At 34.0% G+C, this 13,257-nt stretch carries 11 protein-coding genes; 9 read left to right on the top strand and 2 right to left on the bottom strand.

Translation table 11 applies throughout. From position 1 onward, the window contains the following. The first annotated feature begins 2 nt into the window (after positions 1–2). From EGH73_RS13095 to EGH73_RS13080, 4 genes are all read left to right on the top strand, one after another. Positions 3–2,162 carry a patatin-like phospholipase family protein gene (locus tag EGH73_RS13095; RefSeq protein ID WP_123282220.1) on the top strand — a complete coding sequence of 720 codons (2,160 nt, stop codon included), beginning with the start codon at positions 3–5 and terminating at the stop codon, positions 2,160–2,162. Between the two features lie 4 nt (positions 2,163–2,166). After that, entirely contained in the window at positions 2,167–2,583 is a 417-nt protein-coding gene (gene ybeY / locus EGH73_RS13090) for an rRNA maturation RNase YbeY (protein ID WP_123282219.1), read from the top strand. Positions 2,584–2,779: 196 nt separating this feature from the next. Then, positions 2,780–4,642, top strand: a complete 1,863-nt coding sequence (gene mnmG, locus EGH73_RS13085; RefSeq protein WP_123282267.1) for a tRNA uridine-5-carboxymethylaminomethyl(34) synthesis enzyme MnmG — start codon at positions 2,780–2,782, stop codon at positions 4,640–4,642. Between the two features lie 82 nt (positions 4,643–4,724). Next, positions 4,725–5,546, top strand: a complete 822-nt coding sequence (locus EGH73_RS13080) for a class I SAM-dependent methyltransferase (protein ID WP_123282218.1) — start codon at positions 4,725–4,727, stop codon at positions 5,544–5,546. Positions 5,547–5,768: 222 nt separating this feature from the next. On the opposite strand, the gene EGH73_RS13075 is transcribed toward EGH73_RS13080, so the two are convergent. Next, the gene (locus tag EGH73_RS13075; RefSeq protein ID WP_123282217.1) at positions 5,769–6,959 is read right to left on the bottom strand and encodes a phosphoglycerate kinase; all 1,191 of its coding nucleotides are present in this window, start codon (positions 6,957–6,959) and stop codon (positions 5,769–5,771) included. Positions 6,960–7,780: 821 nt separating this feature from the next. On the opposite strand from EGH73_RS13075, the gene rpiB reads away from it, so the two are divergent. From rpiB to EGH73_RS13050, 5 genes are all read left to right on the top strand, one after another. Continuing rightward, entirely contained in the window at positions 7,781–8,212 is a 432-nt protein-coding gene (rpiB, locus tag EGH73_RS13070) for a ribose 5-phosphate isomerase B (RefSeq protein ID WP_123282216.1), read from the top strand. 222 nt (positions 8,213–8,434) lie between these two features. Then, positions 8,435–10,585: a ribonuclease R gene (gene rnr, locus EGH73_RS13065; RefSeq protein ID WP_123282215.1), complete on the top strand. Its 2,151-nt coding sequence runs from the start codon at positions 8,435–8,437 to the stop codon at positions 10,583–10,585. A gap of 169 nt (positions 10,586–10,754) precedes the next feature. Continuing rightward, positions 10,755–11,432: a LysE family translocator gene (locus EGH73_RS13060; protein ID WP_123282214.1), complete on the top strand. Its 678-nt coding sequence runs from the start codon at positions 10,755–10,757 to the stop codon at positions 11,430–11,432. A 265-nt stretch (positions 11,433–11,697) separates the two neighbouring features. Then, positions 11,698–12,630, top strand: a complete 933-nt coding sequence (locus EGH73_RS13055; RefSeq protein WP_123282213.1) for a S66 peptidase family protein — start codon at positions 11,698–11,700, stop codon at positions 12,628–12,630. A 12-nt stretch (positions 12,631–12,642) separates the two neighbouring features. Next, complete coding sequence (locus tag EGH73_RS13050; RefSeq protein ID WP_089769892.1) at positions 12,643–13,011, top strand: YraN family protein; 369 nt, start codon at positions 12,643–12,645, stop codon at positions 13,009–13,011. Between the two features lie 65 nt (positions 13,012–13,076). Here EGH73_RS13050 and EGH73_RS13045 read toward each other — a convergent pair. Then, a partial coding sequence (locus tag EGH73_RS13045; protein ID WP_148041711.1) for a superoxide dismutase family protein occupies positions 13,077–13,257 on the bottom strand: 181 nt, incomplete at its 5' end.

Below are 13,257 nucleotides of genomic sequence, written 5' to 3'. Positions count from 1 at the left end.
AAATGATTAAGAAACTCTTTTATCTGGTTACTTTTCTAACTTATCTGATGAGTTATTCTCAGGTAAAAGAAAATCTTGTTATTCCCAAAAATCCAAAAATAGGGTTATCACTTTCTGGAGGTGGTGCAAAGGGATTTACGCACGTTGGTGTTCTGAAAGTTTTAGATTCTCTGGGCGTTAAAATCGATTATATTTCCGGAACCAGTATGGGAGCGATTGTTGGTGGACTTTACGCTTCGGGTTATACTGGAAAAGATATTGAGAAAATTGTAATGGATACTGATTTCTACTCATTAATTACCGATCCCAAAAGCCGACGAGAAGCTAGTTTCTTCAATAAAAGTGTTGATAAATATCTTTTTACAGTTCCTCTAAAAAATGGAAAAATTACCCTTCCTTCTTCAATTAGTACCGGTCAAAGAAATGTTTACCTGCTAAAAGAATTGCTAAGAAATGTTTCTAATATTGATGATTTTTCTAAGCTTCCTATTCCTTTTATGTGTATTGGAACTAATATAGAAAGTGGTCAAATGAAAATTTTTGAGAAAGGAGATTTAGTTTCATCTATTATGGCGAGTTCAGCTTTCCCTTCTCTTTTGGATCCTGTAAAAGTTGGTGACAGCATCTATGTAGATGGTGCTATGAGCGTAAATTTCCCTTCTAAACCCTTAAAAGATAAGGGAATCGATATTGTTATTGGGGTAGATCTCAATCAGCCTTTAGCTAAAAGGGAAAACTTGAATAGTGTTATTTCACTCATGAATCAAGTCATTGATTTTGGAATCAAAAAAGAAACAATAAATCAATATAAATACACCGATATCAATATAAAACCCGCTCTGTCAGGTATTACCGCTACCAGTTACGATAACAAAAGGCAAATCTTAGACAGTGGCTATGTGGAAGCTGTAAAGTACGTCGATATTCTAAAAGAATTGCCACAGCGTAATTTTGAGCGTATTAGATCATCTATTAATCCTGTTTATTCCAGTGTATACAAAATAGATAGTCTGGCTGTAGAAAACGCAAAAATCTATAAATCCAACTACATTCGGGGTAAAATGGGATTGACTCTCCCTTCTATGCAAACTTATGGAAGTGTCAATAAAATGATAGATAAACTGTACGCAACTAACAATTATAAGTTTATTAACTATGACATCGTTCAGCAAGATAACAGGAATTATCTAAAGTTATATGTTACAGAGGATGAAGCCAGACATTTTTTGAAATTCGGGTTGCATTATGACGAGATTTTTAAAACAGGTTTGCTATTGAATTATTCAGCGAAACGACTGCTTTTTAGAAACTCAAATTTATCTATGGACATAGTTATTGGTGATAATCCAAGATACTACTTTAACTATTTTATAGATAACGGCTATATTCCAGGTTTTGGACTTTATTCTTCCGGAATGAGCTTCGATATAAAAAACTTTTCTAATTATGCCATAGATAGCTGGAAATGGTTCCGTAACGAGGTTTTTATACAATCTATATGGAAAGACCGTTTCGCACTAGGAGGTGGTTTCAGTCACGATTATTTTGAAAGTGAAAAAAATGGACAAAATGATAAGGTTGAAAGATATCTTAATCCTTACGTTTTTCTGAAGAGCGATACTCAAAATGACAAAGATTTTCCAACAAAAGGATTTTACCTAAATGCAGAAGGAAAAATTATAGACCTTTTCAATTCAGAGTTGGAGAAAAAACCAATTACCATAAAAGCTGATATCAAGATGAATTTCTTTATTTCAAAGATGTTCACTTACCGTTTGAATCTTTATGGAGGAATCACGATAGGGGAAGAAACTTTACCATCCTTTTATCAATATAGAGTCGGTGGAATTTTTGAACAATCTATAGCCAATTATAAACAATTTGGAGGTTACCAATTCGCATCTTTGAACGACAACAACATTTTCATTGCATCCAATGATTTTCAGTTGAGATTTGGTAAAAACTATTTCTTAGTTGGTAATTTCAGTCTGGCAAATATGTTCAGTTCAATAAAATTTGATGAAGCCGTCAAACTCAATTACACTTCAATTGGTCTAACGGCAGGCTACAAATCTCCATTTGGGCAAATCAAACTCAACGTTAGTAAATCACTTAACAAACATAAAGGCGTATTCAGTGTCATTTTAGGACATTGGTTTTAACAAAATGATAAACTATTTTTTCGAAAATATCGATTCTCGAGATATTCATCCAGACACTTCAAAATGGTTGGAAAACCTTATTATTTCAGAAAACAAAAAGCCTGGAGAAATCAATTACATCTTTTGTGATGACGATTATCTTCTTAAGGTTAATCAGGATTATCTCGACCACGATTATTACACAGACATCATCACATTTGACTATGTGAAGGGAAAAACCATTTCGGGAGATATTTTCGTATCTTTGCCGCGCATTTTGGACAACGCTTCTACCCTATCACAAAACTTTGAATCAGAATTCAATCGCGTTTTGGCTCATGGGATTCTTCATCTTTGTGGGTACAAGGATAAAACAGAAGAAGAACAAACCCAGATGCGAGCAAAAGAAGATTTTTATATCAATCAATTTAAAACTTTTTAGGAGCTATTTCCCGCTTTCCGCTCATACTCCTCACGCCAATGCTTTTCCGAAAGCTAGTTGCGGGGTAACCGCTACAAAGGGAAGAATGAGCTTCGACGATTCAATAAAATAAATAAATAATATTGAGTCACTCGGGGCTAGTTCCAATATTATGGTTAATGTTCCACGTGAAACATTACCTTTAAAACATAGAAATATGATAAGCGAAATATACGACGTAATTGTAGTTGGAGCTGGTCACGCAGGTTGCGAGGCTGCTGCTGCTGCTGCCAATCTTGGTTCAAAAACACTCCTTGTTACAATGAATATGCAAACCATTGGACAAATGAGCTGTAATCCTGCAATGGGAGGAATTGCAAAAGGACAAATTGTAAGAGAAATAGATGCAATGGGAGGTTATTCTGGCATTGTAGCGGATAAATCTGCAATCCAGTTCAAGATGCTAAATCTTTCCAAAGGTCCTGCAATGTGGTCTCCAAGAACACAGAATGACAGAATGATGTTTGCAGAAGAATGGCGTTTAGCACTTGAAAACACACCTAATCTTGACTTTTTCCAAGATATGGTAAAGCAACTCATCATCGAAAATAACAAAGTTGCAGGTGTTATAACTTCTCTTGGAATCGAAATTAAAGCTAAATCTGTTGTTTTAACGAACGGAACTTTCCTGAATGGATTGATTCACGTTGGAGACAAACAATTAGGCGGTGGAAGAATGGGAGAACCAAGAGCCTTTGGAATCACAGAACAATTAGTCTCTTTAGGTTTTGAAGCTGGTAGAATGAAAACTGGAACTCCTCCACGTGTAGATGGAAGAAGCTTGGATTATTCTAAAATGGAAGAACAAAAAGGCGACGAAAAACCTCAAAAATTCAGTTATTTAGATACACCTAAGTTAACTAAACAATTAAGCTGTCATATTGTATATACCAACGAAACTGTACACGATATTTTACGCGAAGGATTTGACAGAAGTCCTATGTTTAACGGAACTATCCAGAGTTTAGGCCCAAGATATTGTCCAAGTATTGAGGATAAAATCAATCGTTTTGCTGAGAGAAACAGACATCAATTATTTGTGGAGCCAGAAGGCTGGAAAACTGTAGAAATCTACGTAAATGGATTCAGTTCTTCTCTTCCAGAAGATGTTCAAATAAAAGCAATGAGACATATTCCAGGTTTCGAAAATGTAAAAGTTTTCCGTCCCGGCTATGCAATAGAATACGACTACTTCCCTCCTACCCAACTGAACCACACCTTAGAAACAAAACTGGTTGAAAACCTTTATTTCGCTGGTCAAATCAATGGAACAACGGGTTATGAAGAAGCTGCAGGACAAGGTTTAATTGCAGGAATCAATGCGCATAATAAAGTTCACGACAAAGGAGAATTTATTTTGAATAGAGATGAAGCTTATATAGGTGTTTTAATTGATGATTTAATTACAAAAGGAACTGAAGAACCTTACAGAATGTTCACTTCCAGAGCTGAATATAGATTACTTCTTAGACAAGATAATGCTGATATTAGATTAACTGAAAAGGCTTATAATCTTGGTTTAGCTAAAGAAAACAGACTTAGAAAAGTTGAAGAAAAAATCGCTAAAAGCGATGAATTAGAGATTTTCCTTAGAGAAACTTCTCTTAAACCAGGTATCATCAATCCTATTCTTGAAACAATAGATTCATCGCCTGTTGACCAAGCTTACAGAGCAGCTCAAATCCTGACTCGTCCAAATATGACTTTGGAAAAATTAGAAGCTGTTGAAGCTATAAAAGAAATTGCTTCCACATATGCAGATGAAGTTAGAGAACAAGCTGAGATTAATATCAAATATAAAGGTTATATCGAGAAAGAAAAGGAAAATGTTGCTAAATTAAATAGATTAGAAACTATCAGAATTCCTGAAGATTTTGATTATTCAAAAATTACTTCTCTTTCTGCTGAAGCTAAACAAAAAATGAGTAAAGTAAAACCCAAAACTATTGCTCAGGCAGGTAGAATTAGTGGTGTTTCTCCAGCAGATATTAATGTACTTTTAATATATTTGGGAAGATAAAACTATTAATGTTCCACGTGAAACATTCCAAAGAACAATGTCATTTTTCATTGTTATTTTTGTTTAAAAACTTTTATTAAGAATGAAAATTAAAGACCTTTTTCTTACACAAGAAGAATTTGAAATTGTAGAAACGGAAACAAAAGGTGTTTTCAAAACCTCTCCTATTCCATCTAATATTTCAAGATATTATGAAAGTGAAGATTATATTTCACATCATCAGGATTCGGGAAGTTTGAAAGAAAAGCTATATAAATTTCTTCAGTCTTTTAATCTTAAATACAAGAAAAATATCCTGGTGGACAGAATTAAAAAAGACGCTAAGGTTTTAGATTATGGATGCGGCGCTGGAGAATTTGTAAAATATATTGAAAATGATTTCCAGACTTTTGGGTTTGAACCAAATTCCGATGCTAGAAATGCAGCAATCAATAAATCTCAAAAGGCAAAAATTATTGATGATTTAAACTCAATTGAAAATCAGAGTTTAGATGCAATTACGCTTTGGCATGTTTTCGAGCATATCGAAAATCAAAATGAGATATTAAAAGCTTTTCACCAGAAATTAAATGAAAAAGGATTATTAATTATTGCTGTTCCAAATCCAACTTCTTACGACGCGAGACATTATAAAGAATATTGGGCAGCTTATGATGTCCCAAGACACATCTATCATTTTTCAAAAAATGGAATGGAAAATCTGATTTCAAAAAATCCAAATTGGAAATTAAGAAAAATCAAACCTCTCCTACTCGACTCATTTTATATCTCGATGTTGAGTGAAAAATATAAGAAATCACCACTTTTTTGGTTAAAATCAATCTTTCATGGAACGATTTCCAACGTAAAAGCACTTTTTTCGAACGAATTTTCAAGTTTGATATATATTATCGAAAAAAAATAGAAAATCGATTTTTGATATATTAATGACGGTCAATTTTCGGCCAATTTTGTTCAAAATTTGTTAATAATTACAAAAATTAGACAATCTCAGTTATTTTTGATGTTTAATTAAAGTGGCTGAGAATCGTTTAAAAATTTTTATTTGAAACTTAGTCAAATATAAGCAAAATAAAAACCGACAATATTTTTGTCGATTTTTATTTTTATATGGAAAAGTAAATTTCTATTTGTTAATTGCAGCAACTCCTGGAAGTTCTAAGCCTTCCAAACTTTCCAACATTGCTCCTCCCCCAGTTGAAACATAACTTACTTTATCAGAATAACCAAATTGTTTTACGAAAGCAACACTGTCTCCTCCTCCAACTAATGAGAAGGCTCCTAATTTAGTCGCTTCTGCAATACTATCACCTAAAGCTATAGTTCCAGCAGCAAAATTTGACATTTCGAAAACACCAATTGGACCATTCCAAAGAATGGTTTTAGAATTGAGCAAAACGTCATTGAAAATTTCTCTTGATTTCATACCTGCATCCAAACCTTGCCAATCTTCAGGAATTTCCATTATCCTGCATTCTTGTCTATTGGCTTCATTATTGAAATCATCAGCAATAATTACATCTGTTGGAAGATATACTTCTACATTATGTTGCTTAGCTTTTTGTAAAATTTCTAAAGCTAAAGATAATTTATCATCCTCTACAATTGATTTGCCTATTTTACCACCAAGAGCTTTAATAAATGTAAACGACATTCCTCCTCCAATAATTAAATTGTCAACAACAGGAAGGATATTTTCTATAATCGTGATTTTAGTAGAAACTTTAGAACCTCCAAGTATCGCAGTTACAGGCTTTTCACCAGATTTTAGAACTTTATCAATCGCTACAAGTTCTTTTTCCATTAGTAAACCGAAAAATTTAGTAGAAGGAAAGAATTGAGCAATTACCGCTGTAGAAGCGTGTGCTCTATGTGCAGTTCCAAATGCATCATTAACATAAGCATCTCCTAATTTTGAAAGTTGCTCAGCAAAAGATTCATCACCTTTTTCTTCTTCATTATGAAAACGTAGATTTTCTAATAATAAGATTTCTCCTGGCTGAAGTTCAGCAGCAGCTTGTTCCCCCTTCTCCCCTATTGATTCTTCAACAAACTTAACTTCTTGCCCAAGAACTTTAGAAACCTCGCTTAAAATGTGTTTAAGAGAATATTTATCATTCACTTCTCCTTTTGGTCTACCGAGGTGCGTCATTAATATAACAGAACCCCCGTCAGCCAAGATTTTATCAACTGTAGGTTTTACAGCAACGATTCTTGTATTATCGGTCACATTAAGATTCTCATCCTGAGGCACGTTGAAATCAACTCTCACCAAAGCTTTCTTATTTTTGAAATCGAAATCTTTTATTGTTTTCATATTTAAATTTATATTGTTTTTTAATTGTAATATGCAATCGCTTCATTTTTAATAATCTATTTGTTTCCGAATTACAGCGATTTCATTAAATTTTAATTTAAGGTTTTTAAATAGGGATTCAAAAGTGCTCCTCTCTTTGTTTCACAAATTTAAAACTTATTCCCTCCTTTCGGAAATTTTATTCTCAAAAAAAATCCACAAAGTCATTTTACATTCATAAACAACTTTCTTTTTCTTTTTATAAAAAAATAAGATTGTAGTATATTGTTGTAGGCGAGAGTATGCGGATAAATAAATCTTGAATATTTTATCACAAGAAATGTAGATTAATTAAGATTTTTTTAACATTATTAAGGTTCTTTAAATCAATAAATTATTGATGTTATCAACAATTGTTGATAAATATAAAATCAACTCATTCTTCAAAACCATCTTGCGGATAAATGAAGGGAATCTCCAATAAAAGTTTTCTAAAAATTTTGTTAAAAAATTAGTTGGTAGTTTTCATTACAAAATTTGTTTAAAAACTAAAAGAAATATTTGACAGAAGTTATCCACAGGTTTTCTAACAATTTCTAACAATCTATTATCTTGTTATTAATGATTATAAATTTTGTTTATTTAATTATCATTATTAATTTTACATCGTTGATGTTTAGATAACTAATTTGAATTATTTTTGATAATTGTATTAAAATACTATGCCAACAATTACAAAATATGTAGTAATTTTATACTGAAATAAAAGAATAATATAAAATAGCAATGAAATAGCAGACCAGCTATTCCATTTTACCTTTAAAAATAATAAGTAAATAAAAATGAAAAAGATAGCAATAGCCGCAGACCACGCTGGTTTTGAATACAAAGAATTAATAAAAAAATACCTCGAAGGTAAGTATGAAGTTCAGGATTTTGGAACCTACTCTACTGATTCTGTAGATTACCCAGATTTTGTACATCCTGCAGCAACTTCTATAGAAAACGGAGAAAACGAATTAGGAATCTTGATTTGTGGAAGCGGAAATGGCGTACAAATCACAGCCAACAAACATCAGAAAATACGTTGTGCACTTTGCTGGATGCCGGGAATTGCAGCATTGGCAAGACAACACAACGATGCGAATATGATTTCTATTCCAGCGAGATTTATTTCAAAAGAATTGGCTATAGAAATTGTAGATAAGTTTCTGACCACAGATTTCGAAGGTGGCAGACACCAGAACAGAGTAGATAAAATAGCATTTTGCTAAAACAATAAAAGCCCTGAAGTGATCTCACTTCAGGCTTTATTTTAAAAGTTATATCTTTGCAATGCATTTCACAGAGAAAGTTCTTTCTCACGAAACCATAAAATTAATACAAAGGTTTCCAAAACTCCCCTATTTTACTTTATCTTTATTAAACAAAATTAGTCCGATTGTGGGATTATTTTTGTTGTTTGATAAAATGAAGTTGCATTATACTTAGAAAAAATGAAAAACAAAAAACATACATCTCATAAAAACGAACAGAAACTTCAGGATATTGGAAGAAAAATTCTGCGTTTTATGAATCAGAAAACTTCCAAAATCTACAATTACAAACAGATTGCGGAAGGTATAGATTATAAAAATCCAAGACAAAGAGAGCTTGTGATTCAGGCACTTCATAGACTTTTGGCAACTCAGAAAATCAAAGAAACCGAGAAAGGAAAATATATTGTCAATCTCAATATAGAAGGTACTTTGACAGGTGTTATCGATTTCAACCAATCCGGAAATGCTTATGTAAAAGTTGAAGGAATCAATGATGATATTTTCGTACATCAGAAAAATGTAAAAGACGCTCTACAAGGCGATAAAGTCCTGATTGTAACTTACAATTTCAAAGGTAAAAAGCTGGAAGGTTCTGTAGTAGAAGTTTTGGAACGAGCAAAAGAGGTTTTTGTCGGAACATTTCAGAAAATTGCAGACAAAGATTTTGGTTTTGTGGTTTTGGATAAGAAGAAATTGAATACCGATATTTTCATTTCCAAAAATCATTTCAATGGCGCAGAAGATGGTGACAAAGTCATCGCCAAAATGTGCGAATGGCGACCAGGAAGCAAGAATCCCGAAGGAGAAATAATTACCGTTTTAGGCGCACCTGGCGAACATGAAACCGAGATTCATTCTATTTTAGCCGAATATGGTTTGCCTTATAATTTTCCACCGGAAGTGGAACACGATGCAGACCAAATCGATAGAAGTATCAATGCTGATGAAGTGGCGAAACGTTGGGATATGCGTGATATTCTGACATTTACGATTGACCCGAAAGATGCTAAAGATTTTGATGATGCCTTATCTATTCAGAAATTGGAAAACGGACTTTGGCAGATTGGTGTTCACATTGCGGACGTATCTCATTACGTAAAACCAGGAACTATCCTAGACGACGAAGCTTACGCCAGAGCGACTTCCGTTTACTTGGTAGATAGAGTAGTGCCGATGCTTCCAGAGGTTCTAAGTAACGATGTCTGTTCACTGCGTCCGCACGAAGATAAATTCACCTTTTCAGCCGTTTTTGAAATGGATGAGGATGCAAAAGTTCATAAAGAGTGGTTTGGAAGAACAGTCATTCATTCTGATAGAAGATTCACTTATGAAGAAGCCCAGGAAAGAATCGAAACCAAGCAAGGCGACCTGACAGAAGAAATTTTGCAATTGGATAAATTAGCCAAAATAATGCGTAACGAACGCATCAGAAACGGCGCCATTACCTTTGATAGGAGCGAGGTTAGATTTAATCTGGATGACGAGAGCAATCCAATCGGTGTTTATTTCAAAGTCAGCAAAGATTCTAACCATTTAATTGAAGAATTTATGCTTTTGGCGAATAAAAAAGTATCAGAATTTATATCTTTAAATAAACGAAAAGAGCCGACAGGTAATACGTTCATTTATCGTATTCACGATGATCCAGATCCAGCGAAATTAAAATCACTCCAAGAATTTGTTTTTTCTTTCGGATACAAAATGGACTTGGCGAATACCAAAAAAGTAGCAGAATCACTTAACAGGTTATTGAGCGATGTCAAAGGAAAAGGTGAAGAAAATATGATTGAAACATTGGCAATGCGAAGTATGAGTAAAGCGGTGTATTCTACCGACCCAATTGGACATTACGGACTTGGCTTCGACTATTATTCTCATTTCACATCCCCAATCCGTCGTTATCCGGATCTGATAGCACATAGATTGCTTCAGCATTATCTAGACGGTGGAAAATCACCTAATAAAGAAGAAGTGGAAGAGAAGGCGAAACATTGTTCAGCGATGGAACGTCTGGCCGCAGATGCAGAAAGAGATTCCATCAAATATATGCAGGTTAAGTTTATGGAACAGCATATTGGCGAAGTTTTTACAGGTGTGATTTCCGGTGTTGCAGAGTATGGTTTCTGGGTAGAGATTCCGGAAAACGGCGCAGAGGGAATGATAAAACTCCGTGATTTGGTAGACGATTCTTATTCCCTAGATGCTAAAAATTATGCAATTGTCGGGTCCAGAACAGGAAATACCTATCAGTTGGGAGACGAAGTAAAAATCAAAGTAGTAAAAGCTAACTTGATTGCTAAGCAACTCGATTTTAAAATTATTGATTAAAATAAATCCTTAGAAAGCTCGCAGATTATTTTTGTAGACATTTTAATTAACCCAAAATAAGTTAAGTGGACAAAAATCTGCGAGATAAATCTAACTTAGTATAAGTTTATCAGGATTTCTTAAATTTTAAATCTCTATTTTTACAGCCGGTTCCGAAATTAAAAAACGAATGCTCGAACTCATTTTATACGCTGTCGGATTAGGAATAATGCTTAGCCTGGTCTTTATAGGACCTATATTTTTCCTATTGATAGAAACCAGCTTCTCTCGTGGTCCAAAACATGCTCTGGCTCTGGATTTTGGGGTAGTTTCGGCAGATATTCTCTGTATTATCGTCAGTTATTACGCCAGTGCAGACTTGGTGTACCTCATAGACAAGCATCCCGGATTTTACAAGATTTCTGCATTTCTCATCTTTATCTATGCACTTTATATGCTGATTTCCAAGACTAAAATGCATATGGAAGGCGAAGAAAAACTGATTAGCCAAAATTATTTGAAGACTTATCTCAACGGATTTTTACTTAACCTTCTTAACATTGGAGTGGTTCTTTTTTGGCTTGTAACCGTCATTTCGGTTCGGAATGCTTATCCCAAAGTTCAGGATTTTGTGCTTTACATCGGCATTGTTATCGGGACGTACTTACTCATAGATTTGTTCAAAATCATCCTGGCAAAACAGTTTCATGACAAACTGAATCAGCGTGTGGCTAACAAAATAAGAAAAGGTGTAGGAATTATTCTACTGATTTTCAGCATATTTATCTTCCTGCAAAGTTTCAAAAAATTCAACAGTTTCGAAGAGAAACTGGAGAAAGCAGAGAAACAACAGCCAAAAATCAGATAAAATGTTTTGGGCATCTTTGGACTCCGTTGTATAATAAAATTATTAATTTTTATGGCAGCTATCTCCGCCCTCCGCTATTATCTTTTTGCTCGGCATAGCCTCTCGCAAAAAGGATAACCGCTCAGGTCGGGCTGCAGATACGATGTAAAACAATTGAGGTCTTTAACACAAAATTTTGCACGGTTACAATCATCGAAATAGTTTCAATAATTCAAAAAATCGTCGCGACCTTTGCTTTAAAATTCTGAATTCAAAATCCAACACAATGCAAAACATTACTTTCCCCAAACCGTTAAAAAAAGGTTCTAAGATTGCCATTATTTCCCCAGCAGGTTCTGTAGAGATTCCACAATTGGATAAAACTTTAAGATTAATCAAATCCAAAGGTTACGAACCAGTTTTAGGCGAAAATCTCTACTCAAAATACCAAAACGGTTATTCATACGCTGGAACAGAAAAACAGCGAATAAACGATGTTAATTGGGCATTGAACGACCCAGAAATTTCTGCAGTCTGGGCTTCGAGAGGTGGTTACGGTTGTCAGCATCTCATTCAGCATTTGGATTTGACAGAATTCAAGAAGAATCCAAAATGGTATATCGGCTATTCGGATAACACGGTTATTCAGAGTTATTTACTGAGAAAAGGGTTTGCGTCTATCCACGGACAAACAGTCAAAACATCCAGTTTTGGTGTTACAGACCAAAGCTATGAATTGATTTTTGATATTCTGAAAGGTAAAAATCTTGCATACAAAATCAATTCGAATCCCAGTAATAGAGTAGGAGAGGCTTCGGGAATTTTAGTGGGCGGTAATCTCGCCTTGATTTATGCACTTCTAGGGACACCATATTCCTTCGATTTTAAAGATAAAATCCTATTTATAGAAGATATTGGTGAAAATTTTTATGCCCTGGACCGGATGATTATGAGTCTTGAATTAGCAGGTGTTTTCAAAAAAATCAAAGGATTAATTGTTGGCGGGATGACCAATATGGGAAAAGAAACAGAGAATAAAGAATACGAAGAATCCTATGATTCTTTTACATATCAACTGATTGCTGACCGAGTTTCAAAATATGATTTTCCAACAGTTTTTGCATTCCCGAATGGTCATATTTACGACAACAGACCATTGATTATTGGTTCAGAAGTCAAAATGAAAGTAGATAAAAAAGTACGTATGGAGTTTCATTAATAATAGTCCAAAATGGCAGACCATAATGAATTTGGAAAGATTGCCGAAGATCTTGCGGCTGATTTTTTAGTCAAAGCAGAATATAAGATTCTCGCTCGCAATTTCCGTTATCTGAAAGCGGAGATTGACATCATTGCTGAAAAGGAAAATCAAATCATCATTATCGAAGTTAAAGCCAGAAATACAGATGCTTTTCTTGAACCGCAGGAAGCGGTTAATAAAAAGAAAATCAAGTTATTAATATCAGCAGCCAACTATTTTATTGAAGAAAATAATATTAATAAAGAAGTGCGGTTTGATATTATTTCTGTGCTTCCAAACCAACAAAAAACTTTGGAAATCAATCATATTATTGATGCCTTCCAAAGTTTTGAAATATAATTTTGAGTAGAGGTTTTTAGATAGTAGCAATCTAAAACTAAAACTTCTGACCTATAATCTTAAACCTATTTTATCTCCACACACCCAACTCTTCCTCCTGCATTGCCGGTTGGTTGCGTATGAAAATCATCTACTCCTGCGTGGATTACAATAGCTTTTCCGATAATGTTTTTCATTGGATCATCGCATCCAAGGCACCATTTGTCCGTTGAAAATATCAGACGAGACTTTGGATTAGTTTCAAAA

It is taken from the genome of Epilithonimonas hominis, from assembly GCF_003730015.1.
Classification (GTDB): domain Bacteria; phylum Bacteroidota; class Bacteroidia; order Flavobacteriales; family Weeksellaceae; genus Epilithonimonas; species Epilithonimonas hominis.
Note: the sequence above shows the minus strand (reverse complement) of the source record. Positions and strands in the feature narration are given on the sequence as shown.

Bases quoted from the DNA above. Each gene is read 5' to 3' on its own strand.
- EGH73_RS13095 (WP_123282220.1), top strand. From the start codon at position 3: ATGATTAAGAAACTCTTTTATCTGGTTACTTTTCTAACTTATCTGATG.
- ybeY (WP_123282219.1), top strand. From the start codon at position 2,167: ATGATAAACTATTTTTTCGAAAATATCGATTCTCGAGATATTCATCCA.
- mnmG (WP_123282267.1), top strand. From the start codon at position 2,780: ATGATAAGCGAAATATACGACGTAATTGTAGTTGGAGCTGGTCACGCA.
- EGH73_RS13080 (WP_123282218.1), top strand. From the start codon at position 4,725: ATGAAAATTAAAGACCTTTTTCTTACACAAGAAGAATTTGAAATTGTA.
- EGH73_RS13075 (WP_123282217.1), bottom strand. From the start codon at position 6,959: ATGAAAACAATAAAAGATTTCGATTTCAAAAATAAGAAAGCTTTGGTG.
- rpiB (WP_123282216.1), top strand. From the start codon at position 7,781: ATGAAAAAGATAGCAATAGCCGCAGACCACGCTGGTTTTGAATACAAA.
- rnr (WP_123282215.1), top strand. From the start codon at position 8,435: ATGAAAAACAAAAAACATACATCTCATAAAAACGAACAGAAACTTCAG.
- EGH73_RS13060 (WP_123282214.1), top strand. From the start codon at position 10,755: ATGCTCGAACTCATTTTATACGCTGTCGGATTAGGAATAATGCTTAGC.
- EGH73_RS13055 (WP_123282213.1), top strand. From the start codon at position 11,698: ATGCAAAACATTACTTTCCCCAAACCGTTAAAAAAAGGTTCTAAGATT.
- EGH73_RS13050 (WP_089769892.1), top strand. From the start codon at position 12,643: ATGGCAGACCATAATGAATTTGGAAAGATTGCCGAAGATCTTGCGGCT.